Origin of the sequence: Rhodobacter capsulatus SB 1003 (assembly GCF_000021865.1) — a bacterium.
Taxonomy (GTDB): Bacteria; Pseudomonadota; Alphaproteobacteria; order Rhodobacterales; family Rhodobacteraceae; genus Rhodobacter; species Rhodobacter capsulatus_B.
Window position 1 is genome coordinate 1,226,495 of record NC_014034.1, and the last position, 24,490, is coordinate 1,250,984.

Sequence of the window (24,490 nt, forward strand, 5' to 3'; positions counted from 1 at the left end):
TTACGCCTTGACGCGGATCAAGCTTTCAAGTGGACACCGTGACACGGTGCGACGAACGGTCGCATCCTCTTGTCAAGAGTTTGATCAAGGTCAAAGCGGGTGTCATACCCTGAAGTCACAAAGAACAAGAGAGAGAGACTTCCTGCTCCGGCCGAATCGTCGGGACGGGATTTAAAAACGCGAAGGGACGCAAAAAACATGTGGGATTACGTCAAGCTTGTCGCGCTTGGCGTCGTGGTGGCTATTGCCGCTTACGCCGCCAGTCAGGCGCGAGATTTGCCGTATATGGTGAACATGGTCGAGGTCGCGCTGGCGGCCGTGATCGCGTTCATCTGGGTGCTGCGCACCATGGGGGACGCCAAACCCTCGAAAGACGAGTATTTCGACGGCGTGATCCGCGCCGGCGTGATCGCAACCACCTTCTGGGGGATCGTCGGCTTTCTCGTGGCCGTCATCATCGCCTTCCAGCTTGCCTTCCCCGCGCTGAACCTTGAATTCGGCAACGGGATGCTGAACTTCGGGCGCCTGCGTCCGCTGCACACCTCGGCGGTGATCTTCGCCTTTGGCGGCAACGCCCTGATCGCCTCGGCCTTCTATGTCGTGCAGCGCACCTCGGCGGCGCGTCTCTTCGGGGGCACGGCGCTTGGCTGGTTCGTGTTCTGGGGCTGGCAGCTGATCATCGTCACCGCCGCGACCTCCTATCTGCTGGGCGGCTCGCAGGGCAAGGAATATGCCGAGCTGAACTGGCATCTCGACATCCTCGTCGCGATCGTCTGGGTGGCCTATCTGATCGCCTTCCTCGGCACGATCTTCAAGCGCAAGGAACCCCACATCTACGTGGCGAACTGGTTCTACCTGTCCTTCATCGTGACGATCGCCATGTTGCACATCGTCAACAACCTGGCCGTTCCGGTCTCGATCTTCGGCACCAAATCGGTGCAGCTGATGGCGGGCGTGCAGGATGCGATGACGCAATGGTGGTACGGCCACAACGCCGTGGGCTTCTTCCTCACCGCGGGCTTTCTGGGCATGATGTATTACTTCGTGCCGAAACAGGCCGAGCGTCCCGTCTATTCCTACAAGCTCTCGATCGTCCACTTCTGGGCGCTGATCTTCCTCTACATCTGGGCCGGTCCGCACCACCTGCATTATACCGCGCTGCCCGACTGGGCCTCGACGCTGGGCATGGTGATGTCGGTGATCCTGTGGATGCCGTCCTGGGGCGGCATGATCAACGGCCTGATGACGCTTTCGGGCGCCTGGGACAAGCTGCGCACCGATCCGGTGATCCGGATGATGGTGGTTTCGATCGGCTTTTACGGCATGTCGACCTTTGAAGGCCCGATGATGTCGATCAAGGCGGTCAACTCGCTCTCGCACTACACGGACTGGACCATCGGTCACGTGCATTCGGGCGCGCTGGGCTGGAACGGCATGATCACCTTCGGCATGCTCTACTTCCTGACGCCGCGCCTGTGGGGCCGTTCGGGGCTTTACTCGCTGAAACTGGTCAGCTGGCACTTCTGGCTCGCCACCATCGGGATCGTGCTTTACGCCTCCTCGATGTGGGTGTCGGGCATCATGGAAGGCCTGATGTGGCGTGAAGTCGATGCGCAGGGCTTCCTGGTGAACGGTTTCGCCGACACCGTGGGCGCCAAGTTCCCGATGAACGTCGTGCGTGGCGTCGGGGGTGTGCTGTATCTGACCGGCGGTCTGATCATGGCCTACAACCTTTGGGCCACGGTCGCGAAACAACCGAAGACGGCCAATCTCGCCGTTGCGGTTCCGGCGGAATAAGGAGCGACGCAGATGTCAATCATGGACAAACACCACGTTCTGGAAAAGAACGCGACGCTGCTTTTGATCTTCGCCTTCCTCGTCGTCACCATCGGCGGCATCGTGGAAATCGCGCCGCTGTTCTATCTGGAAAACACCATCGAGAAGGTCGAGGGGATGCGTCCCTACACCCCCCTCGAGCTGACCGGGCGGGACATCTACATCCGCGAGGGCTGCTATGTCTGCCATTCGCAGATGATCCGGCCGATGCGCGACGAGGTGGAACGCTATGGCCATTACAGCCTGGCGGCGGAATCGATGTATGACCACCCGTTCCAGTGGGGCTCGAAGCGGACGGGGCCCGACCTTGCCCGCGTCGGCGGCCGCTACTCGGATGCCTGGCATGTCGAACACCTGTCGAACCCGCAATCGGTGGTGCCGGAATCGGTGATGCCCAGCTACAGCTATCTGGCCAATGTGCCGCTCGACAGCACCTGGATCGAGGACCGTGTCAGCACGGACGCCCTTGTGGGCGTGCCCTACAGCGCCGAGATGATCGCCGCCGCCAAGGCCGACTTCGTGGCCCAGGCGGATCCGAACGCCGACAGCGCCACGCTGGTGGCGAATTACGGTGAAAAGGTCAACATCCGCAACTTCGATGGCAAACCCGGCCTGACGGAGATGGATGCGCTGGTGGCCTATCTGCAGGTGCTCGGCACGATGGTCGATTTCTCGACCTTCCAACCCGTGGCAAGTCGCTGAAGGAGCTGGGGATGGACTATCATATCCTGCGTGAATTCGCCGACAGCTGGGCGGCGCTTGCGCTTTTGCTCACCTTCATCGGTGCCGTTATCTGGGCCTTCCGGCCCGGATCGTCCAGGGTTCACGACGATATCGCGAACATCCCTTTCCGCCATGAAGACAAACCCGCCGATCGTGGCCAGGGCTGAGACCCCGGACACGACGACGGCGCCACGCGGTAAGGAGGCGTGGAGATGAGCAAAAAACCGACGACCAAAAAAGAGGTGCAGACCACGGGACATTCGTGGGATGGCATCGAGGAACTGAACACGCCGCTGCCGCGCTGGTGGCTGTGGACCTTCTACGCCACCATCGTCTGGGGTGTGGCCTATTCGATCGCGATGCCGGCCTGGCCGATCTTCGCCTCGGGGGCGACGCCGGGCATTCTCGGGTCTTCGACCCGGGCCGATGTCGAAAAGGACATCGCCAAATTCGCCGAGATGAACAAGGCGGTGGAAGACAAGCTGGTGGCGACGGATCTGACCGCGATCGCGGCCGATCCGGAACTGGTGACCTACACCCGCAACGCGGGCGCCGCGGTGTTCCGCACCTGGTGCGCGCAGTGCCACGGCGCGGGGGCGGGCGGCAACACCGGCTTCCCCAGCCTGCTGGACGGCGACTGGCTGCATGGCGGCTCGATCGAGACGATCTACACCAACATCAAGCACGGCATCCGCGATCCGCTCGATCCGGACACGCTGCCGGTCGCGAACATGCCCGCGCATCTGACCGACGAGCTGCTTGAACCGGCGCAGATCGACGACGTCGTGCAATATGTCCTGAAGATCTCGGGGCAGCCGGCCGATGAAGCCCGGGCGACCGCGGGTCAGCAGGTGTTTGCCGACAATTGCGTGTCCTGCCATGGCGAAGACGCCAAGGGCATGGTGGAGATGGGCGCGCCCAACCTCACCGACGGGATCTGGCTTTATGGCGGCGATGCGAATACGATCACCACCACGATACAGCTGGGCCGCGGCGGCGTGATGCCGTCCTGGAGCTGGGCGGCCGATGGCGCGAAACCGCGTCTGAGCGAAGCGCAGATCCGGGCCGTGGCCTCTTATGTCCACAGCCTGGGCGGTGGCCAGTAACAGCCAAACGGATCCCCGGGGGGTTGCCTGACCCCCCGGGAAGCACCGACGCCCCGTCCTGTTCGCGCGTTTCCTGGGGCGTCGGTGCGTTTCAACATATCTGCGTCCCGGCCCGCCCGATCAAGAGGGCGGGGGGCCGCATGTTCTGGCCGAAATGCCCCGATCCGGGGAAAGCACGTCCAAAAAGCTGCATCGGCAATATAGCTTTAAGGTGCAGTTGCAAACCCGGCCCGTTCCTGTTCAATCCCATCAGGACGGAGCCCAGCCAACGGAGACACCCGTGAGCGCCAATCAACCAAGTCCCGACGACGCGCCGCTTTATTTCGCGCGTGAACCGATTTTCCCCCGACGCATTTCCGGCAAGTTCCGTTCGCTCAAATGGGTGCTGATGGCGCTGATGCTGGGCATTTATTACATCCTGCCCTGGATCCGCTGGGACCGCGGCGCGGCGCTGCCCGATCAGGCGGTTCTGCTCGATCTGGCCAACCGGCGCTTCTTCTTCTTCGGGCTCGAGATCTGGCCGCATGAATTCTATTTCGTCGCGGGCCTTCTGATCATGGCCGGGCTTGGCCTTTTTCTGTTCACCTCGGCGCTGGGCCGGGTCTGGTGCGGCTATGCCTGCCCGCAGACGGTCTGGACCGATCTTTACATCCTTGTGGAACGCTGGGTCGAGGGTGACCGCAACAACCGCATCCGCCTGCACCGTCAGGCCTGGAATGCCGAGAAGATCCGCAAGCGGCTGATCAAATGGGGGCTTTGGCTGTTCATCGGTCTGGCCACCGGGGGGGCATGGGTGTTCTATTTCACCGATGCGCCGACGCTGCTTTCCGATCTTCTCACCGGCGACGCCTCGCCGATCGCTTACACCACCATCGCCATCGCCACCGCGACGACCTTTGCCTTTGGCGGTTTCGCCCGCGAACAGATGTGCATCTATGCCTGCCCCTGGCCGCGCATCCAGGCCGCGATGATGGACGAGGACACGATCACGATTGCCTATCGCGAATGGCGCGGCGAACCCCGCGGCAAGCTGCAAAAGAACGAGAAACTGGCCGAGGGGCAGGGCGATTGCATCGATTGCATGGCCTGCGTCAACGTCTGCCCGATGGGGATCGACATCCGCAACGGCCAGCAGCTCGAATGCATCACCTGCGGGCTGTGCATCGACGCCTGCAACGAGATGATGGACAAGATCGGCAAGCCGCGCGGTCTGGTGGGCTACATGGCGCTGAAGGACGAAACGAACGAACGCGCCGGCAACAAGGTCACGAACATCTGGAAACACGTGCTGCGTCCGCGCACGCTGCTGTATTTCACGCTCTGGTCGGGCTTCGGCATCGCGCTGGTGGTGGGGCTGTTCCTGCGCTCGCCGCTGGACTTCAACGTCACGCCCAGCCGTGATCCGCTGTTCGTGACGCAATCGGACGGCACGATCCGCAACATCTACACGCTGCGCATCCGCAACAAGCACGGGTCGGAAGAAACCTTCCGGATCTCGGCGACGACGGCGGATTACGAGGAAACCCAGGCGCTGAAACTGACGCTGGAAGGGGTCGAGGGCGACACCGTCACCGTGCCCGCCGACCAGCTTTACAACCAGCGCCTTTATCTCGATGCTGGACCCGCGTCGGATCTTGCCGGGGCGAAGCGCACCGAGATCATGATCTGGGTCGAACAGGTCGGCGAGGACGAGCCGGTGTCGGATTCCGCCGATACCGTCTTCAACGGCAAGGGCAAGTGAAATGGCGAAACCGCTGACCGGCCGCAAGGTCCTGCTGATGTTCGTGGCCTTCTTCGGGCTGATCATCGCCGTCAACGTGACGATGGCGGTGCAGGCGGTGAAGACCTTCCCGGGGCTTGAAGTGGCGAATTCCTATGTCGCCTCGCAGACCTTCGATGCCGACCGCGCCGCGCAGGAGCGGCTGGGCTGGACGGTCAAGCCCGCCTATGCGGATGGCGTGCTGAGCCTCGACATCCGCGACCGGGCGGGGCAACCCGCGCCGCTGGGCCAGCTCGAGGTTCTGGTCGGCCGCACCACCATGGCGGCCGAGGACCGGACCCCGCAGATGACCCGGACCGACGGCGTTTATTCCGCGCCCCTCAGCCTTGCCCCCGGGGCCTGGCTGATCCACCTTTCTGCCACATCCGCGGACGGGGTGCTGTTCCGGCAGCGCCTCGATTTCTTCGTCGAAGGCTGAGCCCAATGACCGCTGCCCCCCTTGCGTCGGTGGCCCCCCCTGCGGGGGTCACCGAAGATCACCTCTCCGCTTCCGCCTGCCCGGCCTGCCTGGCCGCCCCCTCGGCCGAGGATCTGGCGAAATCGGGCGATATCAAGGGGGCGCGGATCATGCTCTCGCTGCCCACCGCCCATTGCGCGGTCTGCATCACCGATGTCGAACGCGAGATGGAGGCGCAGCCCGGTGTGCGCTCGGCGCGGGTGAACCTGACGCTGAAACGCGTTTCGGTCGATGCCGAGGCGGGGGTCAGCGCCGAGACGCTGGTCGAGGCGCTGGCCAAAATCGGCTACGAGGCCTATGAACTTGACCCCGGCATGCTCTCGGCCACGGAAACCGACAAGCGCGGCCGGGATCTTCTGATGCGGATCGGCGTCGCCGGTTTCGCGATGATGAACATCATGCTTCTGTCGATCGCGGTCTGGTCGGGCGCCGAGGCCGCGACGCGCGACATGTTCCACTGGATTTCCGCCGCCATCGCGCTGCCGACCGTGGTCTTCGTCGGCCAGCCCTTCTTCGCCTCGGCCTGGGGCGGGCTGAAACACGGCCGCGTCAACATGGATGTGCCGATCTCGCTGGCGCTGATCCTCGCCTCCTCGATCTCGATCTTCGAGACGATGCACCATGGCCATCACGCCTATTTCGACGCGGCGGTGATGCTGTCCTTCTTCCTGCTAGTCGGCCGCTACCTTGACTACCGCACCCGCGCCGTGGCGCGCTCGGCGGCCGAGGAACTGGCAGCGCTGGAAGTGCCGCGCGCGCATCTTCTGCGCGAGGGCGTCGAGACGATCGTGCCGGTGGCCGATCTGAAGCCGGGCGATCTGATCCGGGTGCGCCCGGGCGGCCGCATCCCGGCCGATGGCGAGGTGACTTCGGGCACCTCGGAAACCGACCGCTCGCTTCTGACCGGGGAAACCCTGCCGGTCTATGTGGGCCCGGGCACGATGCTCTCGGCGGGCGAGGTGAACCTGACCGGGCCTTTGACGCTGCGCGTCACCGCGGCGGGCAAGGACAGCTCGCTGCACCGGATGGCGGATCTGGTGGCGATGGCCGAAAGCGCCAAGACCCGTTACACGACCCTGGCCGAACGCGCCGCGCGGGCCTATTCGCCGTTGGTGCATGCGCTCTCTTTCTCGGCCTTCGGCTACTGGATGTGGGCCACGGGCGGCGATCTGCGCTTTGCCGTCAACATCTCGGCCGCCGTGCTGATCATCACCTGTCCCTGCGCGCTGGGGCTGGCCGTGCCTGCGGTGATCACCGCGGCGTCGGGCAAGCTGTTCCGCAAGGGGCTTCTGATCAAGGACGGCACCGCGCTGGAACGTCTGGCCGAGGTGGACACGGTGGTTTTCGACAAGACCGGCACGCTGACGATGGGGGCGCCGGTTCTGGAAGGGCTCGACACGATCGAGGAGGAAACTCTCTCCGTTGCGGCGGCGCTGGCGCAGGCCTCCTCGCATCCGCTGGCGCGGGCGCTGGTGGCCGCGGCCGAGGCGCGGGACATCCGCCCCGTCGTGCTCGATGATCTGCGCGAGGTGCCCGGCTTCGGCATCGAGGGGCGGCTGGGGGCGCTTGCGCTGCGGCTGGGCCGGGCCGACTGGGTCGGCGCCGCGCCCTGCGACAGCACCGCCACGCATCTGCGTCTGGGCGCGGCCGAGCCGGTCACCTTCCGCTTTTCGGATCACCTGCGTCTGGGCGCGGCCGAGGCGGTGGCGCTTCTGACCGCGCAGGGCAAGCGGGTGCTGATGGTCTCGGGCGATGTCGAGACGGCGGTTTCGGCGCTGGCGGGCAAGCTTGGCATCACCGAATGGCATTCGGGCGCGCTGCCCGCGGAAAAGGCCGCGCTGGTCGCCGATCTGATGGGGCAGGGGCGGCGCGTGCTGATGGTGGGCGACGGGCTCAACGACACCGCGGCGCTCGCTGCGGCGCATGTCTCGATCTCGCCCGCCTCGGCGCTCGATGCCGCGCGCACGGCCTCGGACATCGTGCTTCTGGGCGCCGATCTGGCGCCGGTGGGCGACGCCCTGCGCATCGCCGGACAGGCGCGGCGCCGCATCAAGGAGAATTTCGTGATCTCCGCCGCCTATAACGTCGTCGCCGTGCCGCTGGCGCTGGTGGGCCTTGCCACGCCCCTTGCGGCGGCCTTGGCGATGTCGACCTCGTCGATTACAGTGTCGCTGAACTCGATGCGGCTGAAATAGCCCGAACGGAGCCCAAGATGTCGGTCCTGACCTATCTGATCCCGATCTCGCTGTTTCTGGGCGGTTTCGGCCTTGTCGCCTTCCTGTGGTCGCTGCGCGCCCGGCAATATGACGACCCGAAGGGCGATGCCGAACGGATCCTGTCGGGCAAATACGACGACCGCCCGAAAAGCTGACCCCGCGGAAAGGGGCGTATTTGCACCAAGAAGAAACCCGGACCTCTTTTCAGGGATCCGGGTTTCTTCTTGGCAAAAATACGCTCTTGTCGCGGGTGGTTACGGCCCGATCACCGAACAATCGACCGCGCGGGCGGCCAGACGGGCGCAGGCCAGATCGGCGTCGCCGCGGCTGAGGCCCACAAAGAGCGCGTCATAGCCCGATTTGCGGGTCGCGACCTTGCGCAGCCCCTGCGACAGCGCCGTGCTTTCCATCAGCGCGGTTTTCAGCAGCACCTGTTCGGCGGCATATTGCGACGGATATTTGCCCAGGCTGATGCCCCAGTTGCGCCCGCCCGAGGAAGAGGCACGGGCGACGACCTCGCGCTTGCCTTCGGGCATCGGCGCGGGGGGCGTCAGCGCGGCGAGAATCACCGTGTCATTGCGCGGCACCTGCGCCGAGGCGCCAAGCGCCAGGGTTTCGGGCTGCGCGGTGGCGGTCTGGATGAAGACCGGACCCGAAGGATCGGTGTCGCCCTGTGCCTCGACGGTTTCGTCGGCGGGCTCGATCATCGCCAGGGTTTCGGGTTGCGGCGCGGTGACCTGCTCCAGCGGCGCGGCTTCGGGGGCCGGTTCGGGCGCGGCGGCGGCGAGCTGCACCGGCGCTTCCTCCGGTTCGGGCGTCGCGGCGGCGGTGGCCGGGCGGGCCTGCGGGCGCGGGCTGCGGGCCAGGCCTGCAAGTTCAAGCGCCTCGGGGGCGGCGGCGCGGGCGGCGACGGTGGCGGCCCCGGCGGCGGCGGCGGCCAGTTTCACCGCCTCCTCGTCGCCGTCTTCGGCCTCCTGCGCGGCCTCGACCTGCGGCCCGGCGATGTCGCTTTCGGCATTGGCCATCAGCATCGGCGGCTCGGGCTTTTGCGCATTGACCTTGCCGGGGGCGCGCTCAAACCCCAGGTCCATCAGCTCGGCCATCTTCGAGTTGCGCGCCGCGGGCGAGGTGCCGCCGAAGATCGTCGCGATGATGCGCTTGTTGCCGCGCTGCGCCGAGGCGGTCAGGTTGAAGCCCGCGGGCACGGTATAGCCGGTCTTGATGCCGTCGGCGCCGTCGTAGGCGTCCAGAAAGCGGCGGTTGGTATTGGCCACATGGGCGATGCCCGCATCCGCGGTCCGGCGCGAGAACAGGTTGTAATACTGGGGAAAATCGTAAAGCAGGTGGCGGCCGAGGATCGACATGTCATGCGCGGTCGACAGATGCCCCGCCTTCGTCAGCCCGTTGGCGTTCTTGAAAGTGGTGTTCTTCATGCCAAGCGCCTTGGCGGTGCGGTTCATCCGCGCCGCGAAATGCGCCTCGTCGCCCTCGAGGAAATCGCCGATCGCCGCGGCAGCATCGTTGGCCGATTTGATCGCCGCGCCGCGGATCAGATAGCGCAGGGCGATCTTTTGTCCGGTGCGCAGCCCCAGCCGCGAGGGCGCCTGACCGGCCGCATTGGCCGAGACCGTGACCATCGTGTCAAGGCTCGCCTCGCCCGATTCGATCGCCTGAAAGGCGATGTAGAGCGTCATCATCTTGGTCAGAGAGGCCGGGTGAAGCCGGGTGTCGGCGTTCTTTTCGTAAAGAACCTCGCCGGTGCGCGCGTCCATCACATAGGCTGCAAACGGTGCCGCCGAGAGCGCCACCGGAAGAACAGCCAAGAATATTGCCAAAAGCCCCGAACGGCCCCAGTGCGTCAGCCTGGTCACGATAACTGCCCTTACTGCCTCTATGTACCCCGTTGTGGTCTGGGGCTTGGCGGCAAGATTAGCACGGCTTCCCGGTGCTGAAAACCACGAAGATTCAAAGGCTTCAACTGAGGCGTTCGTGCAACGCAGGGCTGAATTTCGTCAACATGTTGGGGTGGCGGCCGGGTCGCGGCCCAGAGCTTGTGGTGATCCGTCGCGGATCAGCCCGCCGCGCCCGCCGCAATCGCGGCGACAAGCCCCGCCAGCCCGCCCAGATCCGGCAGCGCCGCAAAGCGCGGATGCGCCGCGGGCGGGGTAGCATGTTCCAGCGCCCAGGTCATCTCGTGCGGCACATGCACGCCCCAGCCGCCCGCCTCGAGCATCGGCAGCACGTCGGATTTCAGCGAATTGCCCACCATCAGCCCCTGATCCGCGCCGGTGCCATGGCGCGCGAAGACCGCGCGATAGGTCTCGGGCCGCTTGTCCGAGACGATCTCGACCGCGTCGAAAAGATCGCCCAGGCCCGATTGCGCCAGCTTGCGTTCCTGATCGAGCAGATCGCCCTTGGTCACCAGCACCAGCCGGTAGCGGTCCGACAGCGCCTCCACCGCCTCGCGGGCATGGGGCAGGATCTCGATCGGATGCGCCAGCATCTCGCGCCCGGCGGCCAGGATCTCGCCGATCACCGCGGCGGGGACGCGGCCCGCGCTGACCTCGATCGCGGTCTCGATCATCGACAGCGTGAAGCCCTTGACGCCAAAGCCATAGGCGCCGACGTTGCGACGCTCGGCGGCGAGCAGGCGCTGTTCCAGCTGCGCCACCTCGGCGTGATCGGCCAGCAGGTCGTGAAACCGCGCCTGGGTCAGGCGGAAGAACCGCTCGTTGTGCCAAAGCGTGTCATCGGCGTCAAAGCCGATCGTGGTCAGGGTCATCGGGGCTCTCCTTGCGGCCAAACTGACGCCGGGGTGCGCTGTTGGCAAGATGCGCCGCACTGGCTTTTCTTGCCGCGCCATGGTCCTATATTGAACCCCGGATCCACGATTCCCTGCGATCATGGATATTTGACACCGATTCGACCCTTTCGACACTGCGGAGGACTGCCCGTGCTTGACCCCCTATACCTCAGCGCCCCTCGCGCCGGAGACGGCGAGGGGGATGGCGCGGGCGAGGCCGGACTTGCGGTCAAGACCGCCCCGCGCACGGCCCGGCCGCCGATGTACAAGGTCATGCTGCTGAACGACGATTACACGCCGATGGAATTCGTCGTGCATATTCTGGAACGCTTCTTCGGCATGACCCATGCCCAGGCCTTCGAAATCATGCTGACCGTGCACAAGAAGGGGCTGGCCGTCGTCGGCGTCTATTCCTTCGAGGTGGCCGAGACCAAGGTCTCGCAGGTGATGGATTTTTCCCGCCGCCATCAGCACCCGCTGCAATGCACCATGGAAAAGGAGTGAGGGGGGCACCCCTCCGATCTGATGAGCCATCCCCGTCTGTCGCTGGCGCTTGAGGCGCCCGAAGCTTTGCCGCCCGAGGGGCGGATCGTCGTTTACCGTCCCACCGCCGAGACCGACCTCTCCGATCTGCCAAAGGACCGGCTGCAGCTGGTGCAGGGCTTCCGGCCCGATCACGACGCGCTGGCCGCGCGCGGCTTTGCCGTTGCCGCCGCGACCGGGGAGCGCGGCTTTGCCGCCGCCGTGGTCTTCGTGCCGCGCGCCAAGGCCGAGGCGCGGGCGCTGCTGGCCGAGGCGGCGGCGCGGGTGGTGCCGGGCGGGCCGATCTGGGTGGACGGGCTGAAGACTGACGGCATCGACTCGCTGCTGAAAGACCTGCGCGGGCTGGTGCCGATCACCGATCCGATCGCCAAGGCGCATGGCAAGATCCTGTCCTTTGCCGCCGCGCCGGGGGCGCTGGCGGGCTGGGAGGCGCGGCCGCTGCAGCCCGCGCCCGGCTTCACCACGCTGCCCGGGGTGTTTTCGGCCGATGGCATCGACCGCGGCTCGGCGCTGCTGGCCGCCTGCCTGCCCGAGACGCTGCCCGCAAGGGTGGTCGATCTGGGCGCGGGCTGGGGCTGGCTTGCGGCGCAGGTTCTGGCGCGCAAGGGGGTGGAGGCGGTCGATCTGGTCGAGGCGGAACATGCCGCGCTCGACTGCGCCAAACGCAACCTGACCGATCCGCGGGCGCGGTTTCACTGGGCCGATGCGACCCGGGTGAAGCTTGACGCCCGGCCGCTGGCGGTGGTGATGAACCCGCCCTTTCACACCTCCCGCGCCGCCGATCCGGGGCTGGGGCTGGCCTTCATCCGCGCCGCGGCGGGGCTCTTGTCGCTCTCGGGGACGCTCTGGATGGTGGCGAACCGGCACCTGCCCTATGAGGCGGCCTTGCGCGACTGTTTCCACGAGGTCGAGGAGCTCACCCCGCCCGGCGGCCGCGACGGCGCCTTCCGGGTGATCCGGGCCGAGCGTCCGATCGCGCATGCGACGAAACCGGAAAAGCCCGCACCCGAAACCGCCGCGCGCCGGGTGGTGCGGCGGCGGCGCTGACAGCTGGCGCGAGGTGGCCTATTCCTCGGGATAGGCCGCCTTGCAGGCGCGGATCGCGGCATTGGCGGCGGGGGTCAGCTCGTCGATCTTGTCGCGCAGCCCGTCGCGCTTGCGCCGTTCCGAGACCGGATCGATCGCCACTTCGCGGGTGCGGGTGACGGTGTAATCTTCCAGGCACATGCGCGGTTTCTCGATCACCGTGCCATTGCCGCGCCGGATCACGTCGGTGCCGCATTGTTCCCAGCGCGTCATCGGCACGTCGTAATCCTCATAGGCATAGCCGCGCGCCAGATTGCCCTCGATCTCGTCAAGCATGTCCTGCAGATGTCGGATCTCGCGGGTTTCGCGGTTGATGCATTGTTCCTGCGGCGTGCCGCAGCCGGTCAGAACACCGACGCCCAGAATACCGAACCCGATCAGCTTGCGCATGGAACCCTCCGTTTGCGGCATTCTTGCGCCCGGCGCGCAAAAAGGCAACCGGAGAGGGGGCTGCTGCCCCCCCGGCTGCGCCCCCCCGGGATATTTGCACCAGGGTGAACGGGCGATATTTGCCGTGACGGCAGAACGGGGCTTTCCTTTCGGGCGGATTGGGCGTATGGGCTTCGCTTTGATTGTAGCGAAAGCCCCCCCATATGACCGACTTCCCCCATCTTCCCGCGGCGCTTGCCGAGGCTCTGTCCGCGCGGGGCTATGATGCCCTGACGCCCGTTCAGGACGCGGTGACGCGCCCCGAGCTGGCCGGACGGGATCTCCTCGTCTCGGCGCAGACGGGGTCGGGCAAGACGGTGGCCTTCGGGCTGGCGATCTCGGCCGAGTTGCTGGGCGAAAACGGCATCTCGCCTTACCCGGATCTGCCGCGCGCGCTGGTGGTGGCGCCGACGCGCGAATTGGCCGTGCAGGTCAGCCGCGAGCTGAGCTGGCTTTACGAAAAGGCCGGGGCGGTGATCACCGGCGCCGTCGGCGGCATGGATGCCCGGGCCGAACGTCGGGCGCTGGAACGCGGCGCGCATATCGTTGTGGGCACGCCCGGGCGGATCTGCGATCACATCCGCCGCGGGGCGCTGGATCTGTCGGCGCTCTCGGCCGTCGTCTTGGACGAGGCCGACGAGATGCTCGACATGGGCTTTCGCGAAGATCTGGAATTCATTCTGGAATCCGCCCCCGAGGGGCGCCGGACGCTGATGTTTTCGGCGACCGTCCCGCGCGAGATCGAACGTCTGGCGCAGACCTTCCAGCGCGAGGCGGAGCGGATTTCCACCGTGTCCTCGCGCGAGAGCCATGCCGATATCGACTATCGCGGCGTGCTGGTGGACCGCTCTGACCGTGAAAATGCCATCGTCAACCTGCTGCGCCTGCACGAGGCGGAACGCGCCATCGTCTTCTGCTCGACCCGGGCGGCGGTGACGCATCTGACCGGCAAGCTTCTGAACCGGGGCTTCTCGGTCGTGGCGCTCTCGGGCGAGCTGACGCAGGACGAACGCTCGCGCGCGCTGCAGATGATGCGCGACGGCCGGGCGCGGGTCTGCATCGCCACCGACGTTGCCGCGCGCGGCATCGACCTTCCGGGGCTGGAGCTGGTGATTCACGCCGATCTGCCGATGAACCGCGAGGGGCTGTTGCACCGTTCGGGCCGCACCGGCCGGGCCGGGCGCAAGGGGCTTTCGGCCATTGTCGTGCCGCTGAACGTGCGCGCCAAGGCCGAGCGGCTTCTGCGCGAGGCGCAGGTTTCGGTGACCTGGGAAGGGGCGCCGACGCCCGAGGATATTCTGGCCCGCGATCAGGAACGTCTGCTGACGGAACCGGCGCTGACCGAGCCCGCGACGGCCGAGGAATTCGACGCCATCGCCCGGCTTTTGGAAACGCATGAGCCGAAGCAGCTCGCCGCCGCCGTGCTGCGCCATTTCCGCGCCGCCCGCACCGCGCCCGAGGATGTGATCCCGGTCAGCGTGGGCGAGGGGCCGAAGCCCCGCGCGCGCGAGGAATTCGGGGCTGCGCGCTGGTATCGGCTCTCGATGGGCCATGACCAATGGGTGGACCCGAAATGGCTGTTGCCGATGCTGTGCCGCGCGGGCGATCTGACCCGGCGCGACATCGGGATGATCCGGGTGATGCAGGATCAGACCTTCGTGCAGATCCATGAATCGATGGCCGACCGTTTCGAAGCGGGTCTGGGCGCCGATCGGGTGATGGAAGGCAAATGCACGGTCGAAAACCTGCCGGGCATGCCCGAGGGCCTCGACCGTCCGGCGCCGAAGCCCGACCGCTGGAGCAAGACCGGCGATCGCAAGCCCTATGAGAAGAAACCCTATGCCCCGCGCGGCAGCTATGGCGACAAACCGGCGCCGAAGCCGCATCGCAAGGGCCCGCCGCGCGAAGAGGGGGCCGAACGCGCGCCGCGGTTTGAAAAGACCGAGCGTTTCGAGAAATCCGACCGCGCCGAGCGCCCGGCCCATCCGGCCCGCAAGCCTGCGGGCGACGCGCCCGCGCCGAAACCCCGCAAGGCCGCCCCCTGGGCCCGCGAAGGCGGCCACGGTGCCGCCGCGAAAGAGGGCAAACCGGCGCCGAAATACGGCGCGAAAAGCTTTGCCAAGCCCGGCGCGAAACCCGCGGGCAAGCCCGGCCCGAAAAAACCGCGCAGCTTCTGAACCGCTGCGCCAGATAAGCAAAGGGGGCCTCGCGGCCCCCTTTTTCTTGGTTCAAATACGCCCTTGCGCGCTCAGCCCTTGCGGATGGTTTCCATCAGGAGCGTGACATTGTCCGGGTTCGCCTCGGGCGTGATGCCATGGCCGAGGTTGAAGATATGCGGCCCGTTCTTGAACGCGGCGACGACCTTTTTCGTCGCTTCCACAAGCTCTTGGCCGCCGGTCACCATGTAGGACGGGTCCAGGTTGCCCTGCACGCAGGTCTTGCCCTTTTGCACGTTTTCCGCCGCCCAGTCCGGCGAGACCGAATTGTCGATGGCGACGCAATCCGCCCCGGTCTTTTCGGCAAAACCGATGTAGCCCTGGCCCGCCTCGCGCGGGAAGGCGATGACCGGCAGGCCGGGGAAGCGGCGCTTCATCTCGGCGGTGATGACGCGGGCGGGTTCGACCGCGAAATCCTCGAAATCCTGGCCCTTGAGCGAACCGGCCCAGCTGTCGAACAGCTTGACGACTTCGCAGCCCGCCTCGACCTGTTTCGACAGGTATTCGATCGTCGCCACGGTCACCGCGTCGATCAGCGCCGAAAACGCCGCCCGGTCGGTGTCCTTGAACTTGTGCGCCGCCGCCTGATCCTTGGAGCCGCGGCCCGCGATCATGTAGGTGGCCACGGTCCAGGGCATGCCCGCAAAGCCGATGAAAGTGGTTTCCTTCGGCAGCTCGCGCGACAGGATCTTGCAGGTCTCATAGACCGGGGCGAGCTTGTCGTGGATGTCGTCCTTGCCCTTGAGGCCCTTGACGCCCTCCATCGAGGTCACGGTGGACATCCGCGGCCCTTCCCCGGTTTCAAACCACAGATCAAGGCCAAGCGCCTGCGGCAAAAGCAGGATGTCGGCGAAAAGGATCGCGGCGTCGAACCCATAACGGCGGATCGGCTGCAGCGTCACTTCGGCAGCAAGGTCCGGCGTGTAGCACAGGCTGAGGAAATCGCCCGCCTGCGCGCGGGTGGCGCGGTATTCCGGCAGGTAGCGGCCCGCCTGCCGCATCAGCCACACCGGCGGCGTGGGAAGAACTTCGCCCTTGAGGGCGCGCAGGATCGTCTTGTCGGTCATTTGGAGGGCCTCCTTCTTGCCCCTTAACAGCGTCCCCTGCGGCTGAATGTCAAGCACTGTTGACACTTGTAAAGCTTGCGCGGGCAATCTGACGCGGTTATGCCAAGCGCATGGAACAGATGCCCTCGCCCAACGCCCCGCTGAAGATCGGCACCCGCGGCAGCCCTCTGGCGCTCGCGCAAGCCTTTGAGACCCGCTCGCGGCTCATGGCCGCGTTCGATCTGCCCGAAGAGGCCTTCGAGATCGTCGTGATCAAGACCTCGGGCGACAATGCGGCGCTGATCGCCGCCGACAAGCCTTTGAAAGAGGTGGGGGGCAAGGGCCTTTTCACCAAGGAAATCGAAGAGGCGATGCTGGCGGGCTCGATCGACATCGCCGTGCATTCGATGAAGGACATGCCGACGCTTCAGCCCGAGGGGCTGATCCTCGATTGCTACCTGCCGCGCGAAGACACCCGCGACGCCTTCGTTTCGATGAAATACAATTCGCTCGCCGAGCTGCCCGAGGGCGCGGTGGTGGGCACCTCCAGCTTGCGCCGTCGCGCCCAGCTTGCCGCGCGTCGCCCCGATCTGAAGATGGTCGAATTCCGCGGCAACGTGCAGACGCGGATGAAGAAACTGGGCGAAGGCGTGGCCGATGCCACCTTCCTTGCGCTGGCCGGTCTGAACCGTCTGGGCATGTCCGAAGTGGCGAAATCCGCGATCGAGCCCGAGGACATGCTGCCCGCCGTGGCGCAGGGCTGCATCGGGATCGAACGCCGCGAGGCCGACACCCGGGCCAAGATGCTGCTCGATGCGATCCATCACGCGCCTTCGGGCCTGCGGCTGGCCTGCGAACGCAGCTTCCTGCTGACGCTCGACGGCTCCTGCGAGACCCCGATCGGCGGTCTTTCGGTGCTGGAAGGCGATCAGATCTGGCTGCGCGGCGAGATCCTGCGTCCCGATGGCTCCGAGACGATCACCGGCGAGATCCGCGGCCCGGCCGCCGATGGCGTGGCGCTGGGGGCGGAGCTGGCGAAACAATTGCTGGCCAAGGCGCCCGCGGATTTCTTCTGCTGGCGGTAAGCCTGCCGCGCCCGCGCGAAGGGCGTATTTGGGCCAAGAAGAAACCAATGCCGTTTCTTCTTGGTGCAAATACGCGAAAGCGCGGCCTGAGCCGGGGGATCCGATGGATCTTCTTGACCGACTGAGCGATCTTCTCGGCCCTGCGCAGGTTCTGCGCGGGGCCGAAGCTTTGGCCTATGGCCGCGAATGGACCGGGCATTATGTCTGGGAACCGCTGGCCGTCGTCCGCCCCGGCACCACCGAGGAGGTGGCCGCGGTCCTGCGTCTGGCGCATCAGACCGGCACGCCGGTCGTGCCCCTTGGCGGCAATACCGGGCTGAACGGGGGCACCTTCGCGCCCGGTGCGCTGATGCTCTCGCTCTCCCGCATGAACCGCATCCGCGATCTGAACCCCGCCGCGCGGACGGTGGTGGCCGAGGCCGGGGTGGTTCTGGAAACCTTGCAGGATCTTGCCGCCGCGCAGGGGCTGGCCTTTCCGCTGAGTTTCGGCGCCAAGGGCTCGGCGATGGTGGGGGGATTTCTCTCGACCAATGCGGGCGGCTCGAACGTGCTGCGCTACGGCTCGGCCCGGGCCCTGTGTCTGGGGCTCGAAGTGGTTCTGGCCGATGGCCGGATCTGGCACGGGCTGACGGGCCTGCACAAGGACAACACCGGCTACGATCTGCGCGATCTGATCATCGGGGCCGAGGGGACGCTTGGCGTCATCACCGCTGCCGTGCTGAAACTGGTGCCCGCGCCCGGGGCCTATGCGACGGCGCTGGTCGGGCTTGACAGCCTGTCCGAGGCGCTCGCGCTGCTCAACACCGTGCAATCCGGCACGGGCGGCGCGGTCGAGGCCTTCGAATTCATGCCCGATCGTTACATGGCGCGGCTTTCCCGGCTGAAACCGGCGCTGGCCTGTCCCTATGCGCCCCGCCCGGTCAATCTGCTGATCGAGACCGCGACCACCGTGCCCGGCGCCGATCCCGGTGCCGCGCTGGAAGCCCTGCTTGGCGCGGCGATGGAGGCGGGGCAGATCGCCGAGGCGGTGATTGCCCAATCCGCCAGCCAGCGCCGCAAGCTGTGGGAGATGCGCGAATCGGCGGCCGAGATCACCTTCACCACGCCCGATATCGTCGATTGCGACATCGCCCTGCCGCTGGACCGGCTTGAGAACTTTCTGGCCCGGATGACGCCTGCGCTGGCCGAGCTCGACCCCGGCGCCGAGGAATTGGTGATCGCGCATCTGGGCGATGGCAACATCCATTACACCGCCTACCCCTCGCGCCCCGATCCCGTGCTGGCGCAGGCGATCCGGGCCCGGGTCAGCACCGAGGCGGTCGCCCTGGGCGGCAGTTTCAGTGCCGAACACGGAGTGGGGATTTCGAAGCGCGCGACGATGGCGGCGCACAAGGACCCGGTGGCCCTGCAGATGATGGCCGCGATCAAGGCGGCGCTGGACCCCAAGGGCATCCTCAACCCCGGCAAGGTGCTGCCTTAGGGGGTTGAGAATCGCCTCTGCCAGGCGCATCAGGCCCCCATGTCCCTTGCCGCCCCCTTCCGCCCGATCCTGCGCGACCGCACCCTGATGCTGGCCGCCTGCCTTCTGGTCCTGTTCGGCGCCCATGCGGCGACGATCGCGCCCTATGTGTCCTCGCTTGCGGTCAAGGTCTTCGGCCTTTCCGATCACGCCTTTTCGGCGCTGCTGATCCTGGCCTCGCTGGTCGCCGTCGCCACCTCGGTCGGTTTCGGCATCCTCGCTGATCAGCGCGCCAACCGCCGCGCCATCGCGCTGACGACGGTGACGGCGCTGACGCTGGGCACGGCGCTGATGGCGCTGGCCCCCGCCACCCCCGCCTTCGTGCTGGCGCATGCGCTGTTGCTGCCGATCTCAAGCGCCATCTTCGGGCAGATCTTCGCGCTGGCCCGTCTGGCCGCCACCACCCAGCCCGAGGCCGACCGGCCCGCCGTCCTTTCCACCCTGCGCGCGCTTTTCGCGCTGCCCTGGGTCGTGGTGCTGCCGATCTGGTCGGTGGTGTTTCAGGGCACGACGCCGCTCACCGCGATCTATCCGGTCTGCCTGGTGCTGGCGGCGCTGATGCTGGGGCTGACCGCATGGCTTTGGCCCCGCGACGGCGCAACCCATTGGGAAGACATCCCTTCTGGCCTTTCGTTCCGCGAGGCGCTGACCGAAATCGCCCATCCCCGCGTGCTGATCCGGGTTCTGGCCCTTGGCACGATCAACGGCGCGGTGATGCTTTACATGGTCGTCGTCGGGCTGGTCTTTGCGGGCATTCCCTTTCGCGGCGCCTCTGACACCGCGCTTTATGCGGGGATCATGGCCGGGCTCGAGGTGCCCTTCATGCTGGCGCTGCCCTTTGTTGCGACCAGGGTCAAGCGCACCCATCTGATCGCGCTGGGCACATTTCTCTACGCCGTCCATCTGGCGGGCATCCCGCTTCTGGCCGAGACCCCCGCCGTCTGGGCGCTGACGCTGTCAGGCGCGATCGGCGGCGCCATCGTGCTGACGCAACCCATGGCCTATCTGCAGGATCTGATGGCCGAGCGCCCGGGCGCGGGCGCCTCGCTGATGGCGCTGCAAAAACTGGCGGGCGATGCCTTTTCCGCCACCTGCTTCGCCCTTGGCACCGGCCTTGGCGGCTATGGCCTTGCCGCCTTTCTGGGCGCGGCCCTGTCCCTCCTTGGCGCCGCGCTGCTGATCGGGCTTGACCGAAACCGCTGACTTTTTCTTGGCCCAAATACGCCCTTTCCCCGAAAGTCAGGGCGCAGGCTTCACCCGCTCCAGCAGCTCCAGCACTTTCGGCCCCAAGGCGTCGACGACCAGCCCCACCCCCCTGGCCGAGGGATGGATGTTGTCGGCCTGCATCAGCCCCTCGGCCGCGCGCGCCTCCGGCGTCTTGGCGGCGATCGGCGCCAGCAGATCGGGCACCACCACCGCACCGTATTTCGCCCCCAGCTCCGGCCAGATCGCATCGTAACCGGCCTGCCAGTCCGGGCCGTAATTGCCGGGCGCCTTCAGACCGACCAGCGCCACCGGCAGATCCCGTGCCGTCACCTCGGAGAGCATCGCATCAAGGTTCGCGCGCGCCTGCGCGGGGGGCTGGCCGCGCAGCATGTCATTGCCGCCAAGCGCGATCATCACCGCATCGATCTCGGGCGTCAAAGACCAGCCCAGCCGCGCCCGCCCGCCCGATGTCGTGTCCCCCGACACGCCCGCATTGATCACCGTCACCTCGGCGCCCCGCGTCCGCAACCAGCCCTGCAGCTGCGGCACCAGCCCCTGATCCGGGTCCAGCCCGTACCCCTGGGTCAGGCTGTCGCCCACGGCCAGAAGCGTCACCGGCTCGGCCGCGGCCCCCCCGCCGATGCCCAGCGCGAAAATCCCCGCAAGCGCCGCCTTGCCCAGCCGCCGCCGCACCCCATATCCGGTTGATCCCCTTTGCAGACAGGCCCAGATGACCGACATCGTTCTCTCCCTTGCCGACGCGCGACTGACCTTGGCCGGAAATGCCGGTCCCGTCGAGATCCTGCATGCGATCACGCTGGATATCCTGCGCGGCGAAAGCGTGGGGCTGGTGGGGCCGTCCGGGTCGGGCAAGTCGTCGCTTCTGATGCTGATGGGCGGGCTTGAACGCGCCACGGGCGGGCAGGTTCTGGCCTTGGGCCGCGATCTGACCGCGCTGGGCGAGGATGATCTGGCCCGCTTTCGTCGCGGCAACATGGGGATCGTGTTTCAGTCTTTCCATCTGGTCCCCACGATGACGGCGCTGGAAAACGTGGCGCTGCCCTTGCAGATCGCCGGGGCCAGGGATGCGCTGCCCCGCGCCGAGGCGGAACTGGCCCGGGTCGGGCTTGGCCATCGGCGCAACCATTATCCGTCGGAAATGTCGGGGGGCGAGCAGCAGCGCGTGGCGCTGGCCCGCGCCGTCGCGCCGCGCCCGGCGATCCTGCTGGCCGATGAACCCACGGGCAATCTGGATGCCGCGAATGGCGCCGCGATCATCGAGCTTCTCTTCACCCTGCAGGCGGAAACCGGGGCGACGCTGGTGCTGGTCACCCATGCGCCGGATCTGGCCGCGCGCTGCAGCCGTCTGGTGCGTCTGGCCGACGGGCGGCTGGCATGAGGCTGGCGGTCACCATCGCCCGTGCGGAATTGCGCAGCGGGATCAAGGGGTTTCGGATCTTTCTTCTGTGCCTGATGCTGGGCGTGGCCGCCATCGCCGCCGTCGGCCTTGTGCGCGAGGCGATCCGGGCCGGGCTGTCCGATCAGGGCGCGGTGCTGCTGGGCGGGCAGGCGCAGCTGGAATTCACCTATCGCCGCGCGACCGCGCCCGAGCGCGATTGGATCGTCTCTCAGGCCGCCCGGGTCTCGGAGGTGGTCGATCTGCGCTCGATGGCGACGACGGGCGACGGCGCGGAAACCGCGCTGACGCAGCTCAAGGGCGTCGATGAAAACTGGCCGCTGGTCGGGCAGGTGGTGCTCGATCCGCCGGTCGGCGTGGCCGCGCTGGCGGGGCAGGGCGGTCTGCCGGGGGCTTTCCTTGATCCGGTGCTGGCCGACCGGCTGGCGCTGAAGCCCGGGGATCGCTTCCGGCTGGGCGGGCAGGACTTCGTGCTGATGGCGCGGCTCATGACCGAACCCGATGCGGGCGGGGCGGGCATGGCCTTTGGCGCGCGCTCGGTGGTGGCGCTTTCGGCGCTGGAGCGCACGCCGCTTCTGGCCCCCGGCTCGCTTTACGAAACGCAATACCGCCTGACCCTGCCCGAGGGGCAAAGCCTGCCCGCGCTCAAATCCGCGGCGCAAAAGCGCTTTGACGGCGCGGGGATGCGCTGGAGCGATGCGCGCCGCGCCGCCCCCGCGGTCGAACGGTTTACCGACCGGCTCGGCTCTTTCCTCGTGCTGGTGGGGCTCGCCGGGCTGGCGGTGGGGGGCGTCGGCATCTTTGCCACCGTGCAGGCCTGGATTGCGCGCAAGGCGGCGACGATTGCCACGCTGCGGGCGCTCGGCGCCTCGGGGGCGACGATCCGGGGCGCGTTTCTGATCCAGCTGGCCGCGCTGACGGTGCTTGGCGTGCTGGCGGGGCTTGCGCTGGCCGCGGCGCTGGTTCTGGCGGCGCAGGGCCCGATTGCCGCCGCCATGCCGGTGCCGGTCACGGTGACGCTTGCCGCCCGGCCGCTGCTCGAGGCCGCGATCTATGGCACGCTGACGGCGGCGATCTTTGCGCTTTGGCCGCTGGCGCAGCTCTCCGAACTGCGCGCCGCCACGCTCTACCGCGAGGCGCAGAGGGCGCGGCGCGGCCTGCCGGGCTGGGGGATGCTGGCGCTGATCGGCGCGCTGACGGCGGCGCTTCTGGGCGCGGCGGTGGCGTTTTCGGGCCTGCCCGCGCTGACGCTGGGCACTTTGGGCGGTGTGGCGGGGGCGCTTCTGGCGCTGGCCTTCGCCGCGGCGGGCATCCGCCGTCTGGCCCGCCGCCTTGGGCCGCAAAGCGCCCGGTTTCCGGCGCTGCATGCGGCGCTGGCGGCCATCGGCGCGCCGCGATCCGAGGCTGTGGCGGTCATTCTGGCGCTGGGCCTTGGGCTTTCGGTTCTGGCCGCGGTCGGTCAGGTCGAAAGCGGGCTGCGCGGCGCCATTGCGAAAGACCTGCCGAAACTGGCGCCTGCCTTCTTCCTGATGGACATTCCCCCGCCGGACCGCCCGGCGCTGGTGGAAAGGATGCAGGAGTTCGCCGGTGTCTCGCGCGTCGATACCGTGCCGATGCTGCGCGGCATCCTGACGAAGATCAACGGCGAAGACGCGCGCAAGGTCGCGGGCGAGCATTGGGTCTTGCGCGGCGACCGCGGCGTGACTTTTGCCGAAACCCCGCGTGAAAAGCTGACCGCGGGGCAGTGGTGGCCCAAGGATTACGCCGGCCCGCCGCTCGTCTCCGTCTCGGCCAAGGAGGCCGCGGAACTGGGGCTGAAGCTGGGCGACCGGCTGACGGTGAACATTCTGGGGCGGGATATCGAGGCCGAAATCGCCTCGTTCCGCGATGTCGATTTTTCCACCATGGGGATCGGCTTCGTGCTGACCTTTTCGCCCAATGCGCTGGCGGGGGCGCCGCATACCGAACTGGCGACGATCTACGCCCCCCCCGCCGAGGAGGCGCCGATCCTGCGCGCGCTCTCGAAAGAGTTTCCGACCGTGACCGCCATCCCCGTGCGCGAGGCGATGGGGCGGGTCAGCGACGCGCTGGCCGCGATCGCGCGGGCGGTGGCGCTGGCGGCCTCGGTCACGCTGCTGACCGGCTTCACCGTGCTTCTGGGCGCGGCCGCCGCGGGTGAGGAAGCCCGGGCGCGGGAAGCGGCGCTGCTCAAGACCCTTGGCGCGACGCGCGGGCTGATCTTGCGGTCCTTTGCGCTGCGGGCGCTGATCCTGGGCGCGGCCTCGGGGGCGATTGCGGTGGCGGTGGGGGCGCTGGCCGGTTGGGCGGTGCTGCGCTTCGTGATGGAGGCGACCTTCCGCTTTGATCCGGTTTCGGCCGGGGAGATCGTGCTGGGCGGCATGGCGGCGGTGCTGATCGCGGGGCTGCTCTTTGCGGCACGCCCGCTTTCGGTGCGTCCGGCGCAGGTGCTGCGGGCGCAGGATTGAACGAAAAACCCCGCGGGACAGGGTCCGGCGGGGCGTTTGATCTGCGGTGGCGGGTCTCAGGCCAGCCCGACCTCTTCCAGAATGCCGCGGCGCTTGGCTTCGTAGTAATAGCCCTTGGCATACCAGGTCACGGCGCGGCTTTCGCTGCCATCGGCACACATCCAGGCGCCGCGCAGGTATTTCACCCCGTATTTCAGGTTCGTATCCGCATCGAGCAGATCCGCGGCCGAGCCGTCAAAGCCCATCGTCCCCGCGGTGCGCGGATGGATCTGCATCAGCCCGTAATAGGGGCCGTTGCGGGCGCCCGGATTGTAGCCGCTTTCGCGCTGCACGATCCGGTGCACCAGACTGCGCGGCACGTCGTAATGATCGGCCCAGCGGTTGATCTTGGCGCGCATCGCGGGGCTTTCGCCGGGTTTCAGCAGGCCATCGGGCGGGTTTTTCGACGATTGACGGCCCGTACCACAAGCCGAAAGCGCCAGGGCGGCACCAAAGCTCAGCAGCAGGGATCGGCGGGACAGCATGTGGCCTCCAGT

General features: G+C 67.1%; 22 protein-coding genes. 16 read left to right on the forward strand and 6 right to left on the reverse strand.

All coding sequences use genetic code 11. The features are described from left to right. Nucleotides 1-198: 198 nt before the first annotated feature. The 8 genes from ccoN to ccoS all read left to right on the forward strand — a co-directional run bounded on the left by ccoN (nt 199) and on the right by ccoS (nt 8,273). Nucleotides 199-1,797 (forward strand): cytochrome-c oxidase, cbb3-type subunit I, encoded by a 1,599-nt coding sequence (gene ccoN / locus RCAP_RS05780; protein ID WP_013066894.1) that lies wholly within the window; start codon nt 199-201, stop codon nt 1,795-1,797. 12 nt (nt 1,798-1,809) lie between these two features. Then, nucleotides 1,810-2,538 (forward strand): cytochrome-c oxidase, cbb3-type subunit II, encoded by a 729-nt coding sequence (gene ccoO / locus RCAP_RS05785; RefSeq protein WP_013066895.1) that lies wholly within the window; start codon nt 1,810-1,812, stop codon nt 2,536-2,538. 11 nt (nt 2,539-2,549) lie between these two features. After that, nucleotides 2,550-2,726 (forward strand): CcoQ/FixQ family Cbb3-type cytochrome c oxidase assembly chaperone, encoded by a 177-nt coding sequence (locus RCAP_RS05790; protein WP_013066896.1) that lies wholly within the window; start codon nt 2,550-2,552, stop codon nt 2,724-2,726. Between the two features lie 45 nt (nt 2,727-2,771). Then, on the forward strand, nt 2,772-3,665 hold the full coding sequence (gene ccoP, locus RCAP_RS05795; protein WP_013066897.1) for a cytochrome-c oxidase, cbb3-type subunit III: 894 nt from the start codon (nt 2,772-2,774) through the stop codon (nt 3,663-3,665). Between the two features lie 280 nt (nt 3,666-3,945). Then, nucleotides 3,946-5,406, forward strand: a complete 1,461-nt coding sequence (gene ccoG / locus RCAP_RS05800; protein ID WP_013066898.1) for a cytochrome c oxidase accessory protein CcoG — start codon at nt 3,946-3,948, stop codon at nt 5,404-5,406. Between the two features lies 1 nt (nt 5,407). Further along, nucleotides 5,408-5,863, forward strand: coding sequence for a nitrogen fixation protein FixH (locus RCAP_RS05805; protein WP_013066899.1), 456 nt, complete (start codon nt 5,408-5,410; stop codon nt 5,861-5,863). A gap of 5 nt (nt 5,864-5,868) precedes the next feature. Continuing rightward, complete coding sequence (locus RCAP_RS05810) at nt 5,869-8,097, forward strand: cation-translocating P-type ATPase (protein WP_013066900.1); 2,229 nt, start codon at nt 5,869-5,871, stop codon at nt 8,095-8,097. 17 nt (nt 8,098-8,114) lie between these two features. Then, nucleotides 8,115-8,273: a cbb3-type cytochrome oxidase assembly protein CcoS gene (gene ccoS / locus RCAP_RS05815; RefSeq protein ID WP_013066901.1), complete on the forward strand. Its 159-nt coding sequence runs from the start codon at nt 8,115-8,117 to the stop codon at nt 8,271-8,273. A gap of 99 nt (nt 8,274-8,372) precedes the next feature. Here the strand turns inward: ccoS and RCAP_RS05820 are convergent, their stop codons facing one another. Further along, nucleotides 8,373-9,890, reverse strand: a complete 1,518-nt coding sequence (locus RCAP_RS05820) for a D-alanyl-D-alanine carboxypeptidase family protein (RefSeq protein WP_238530244.1) — start codon at nt 9,888-9,890, stop codon at nt 8,373-8,375. Between the two features lie 299 nt (nt 9,891-10,189). Next, nucleotides 10,190-10,900 carry an HAD family hydrolase gene (locus tag RCAP_RS05825; RefSeq protein WP_013066903.1) on the reverse strand — a complete coding sequence of 237 codons (711 nt, stop codon included), beginning with the start codon at nt 10,898-10,900 and terminating at the stop codon, nt 10,190-10,192. Between the two features lie 171 nt (nt 10,901-11,071). On the opposite strand from RCAP_RS05825, the gene clpS reads away from it, so the two are divergent. Further along, the gene (clpS, locus tag RCAP_RS05830) at nt 11,072-11,425 is read left to right on the forward strand and encodes an ATP-dependent Clp protease adapter ClpS (RefSeq protein ID WP_013066904.1); all 354 of its coding nucleotides are present in this window, start codon (nt 11,072-11,074) and stop codon (nt 11,423-11,425) included. 21 nt (nt 11,426-11,446) lie between these two features. Next, complete coding sequence (locus RCAP_RS05835; RefSeq protein ID WP_013066905.1) at nt 11,447-12,511, forward strand: class I SAM-dependent methyltransferase; 1,065 nt, start codon at nt 11,447-11,449, stop codon at nt 12,509-12,511. An 18-nt stretch (nt 12,512-12,529) separates the two neighbouring features. On the opposite strand, the gene RCAP_RS05840 is transcribed toward RCAP_RS05835, so the two are convergent. After that, the gene (locus tag RCAP_RS05840; protein ID WP_013066906.1) at nt 12,530-12,940 is read right to left on the reverse strand and encodes a lipoprotein; all 411 of its coding nucleotides are present in this window, start codon (nt 12,938-12,940) and stop codon (nt 12,530-12,532) included. Nucleotides 12,941-13,143: 203 nt separating this feature from the next. Here RCAP_RS05840 and RCAP_RS05845 point away from each other — a divergent pair, with 203 nt between their 5' ends. Beyond that, nucleotides 13,144-15,156: a DEAD/DEAH box helicase gene (locus RCAP_RS05845; protein ID WP_013066908.1), complete on the forward strand. Its 2,013-nt coding sequence runs from the start codon at nt 13,144-13,146 to the stop codon at nt 15,154-15,156. Between the two features lie 71 nt (nt 15,157-15,227). Here the strand turns inward: RCAP_RS05845 and hemE are convergent, their stop codons facing one another. After that, on the reverse strand, nt 15,228-16,262 hold the full coding sequence (hemE, locus tag RCAP_RS05850) for a uroporphyrinogen decarboxylase (protein ID WP_013066909.1): 1,035 nt from the start codon (nt 16,260-16,262) through the stop codon (nt 15,228-15,230). Between the two features lie 119 nt (nt 16,263-16,381). Here hemE and hemC point away from each other — a divergent pair, with 119 nt between their 5' ends. From hemC to RCAP_RS05865, 3 genes are all read left to right on the forward strand, one after another. Further along, nucleotides 16,382-17,326, forward strand: coding sequence for a hydroxymethylbilane synthase (gene hemC / locus RCAP_RS05855; RefSeq protein WP_037091270.1), 945 nt, complete (start codon nt 16,382-16,384; stop codon nt 17,324-17,326). 103 nt (nt 17,327-17,429) lie between these two features. After that, complete coding sequence (locus RCAP_RS05860) at nt 17,430-18,806, forward strand: FAD-binding oxidoreductase (RefSeq protein WP_013066911.1); 1,377 nt, start codon at nt 17,430-17,432, stop codon at nt 18,804-18,806. Nucleotides 18,807-18,845: 39 nt separating this feature from the next. Then, entirely contained in the window at nt 18,846-20,048 is a 1,203-nt protein-coding gene (locus tag RCAP_RS05865) for an MFS transporter (RefSeq protein WP_013066912.1), read from the forward strand. A gap of 36 nt (nt 20,049-20,084) precedes the next feature. On the opposite strand, the gene RCAP_RS05870 is transcribed toward RCAP_RS05865, so the two are convergent. After that, nucleotides 20,085-20,792 carry an arylesterase gene (locus RCAP_RS05870; protein WP_080514583.1) on the reverse strand — a complete coding sequence of 236 codons (708 nt, stop codon included), beginning with the start codon at nt 20,790-20,792 and terminating at the stop codon, nt 20,085-20,087. On the opposite strand from RCAP_RS05870, the gene RCAP_RS05875 reads away from it, so the two are divergent. Then, nucleotides 20,782-21,450: an ABC transporter ATP-binding protein gene (locus RCAP_RS05875; protein WP_013066914.1), complete on the forward strand. Its 669-nt coding sequence runs from the start codon at nt 20,782-20,784 to the stop codon at nt 21,448-21,450. The two genes, RCAP_RS05870 and RCAP_RS05875, sit on opposite strands and share 11 nt — an antisense overlap. Next, nucleotides 21,447-23,954, forward strand: coding sequence for an ABC transporter permease (locus tag RCAP_RS05880; RefSeq protein WP_013066915.1), 2,508 nt, complete (start codon nt 21,447-21,449; stop codon nt 23,952-23,954). The genes RCAP_RS05875 and RCAP_RS05880 overlap by 4 nt, the downstream gene beginning before the upstream one ends. Nucleotides 23,955-24,010: 56 nt before the next feature. Here the strand turns inward: RCAP_RS05880 and RCAP_RS05885 are convergent, their stop codons facing one another. Further along, nucleotides 24,011-24,478 carry a transglycosylase SLT domain-containing protein gene (locus tag RCAP_RS05885; RefSeq protein WP_013066916.1) on the reverse strand — a complete coding sequence of 156 codons (468 nt, stop codon included), beginning with the start codon at nt 24,476-24,478 and terminating at the stop codon, nt 24,011-24,013. Nucleotides 24,479-24,490 lie beyond the last annotated feature (12 nt).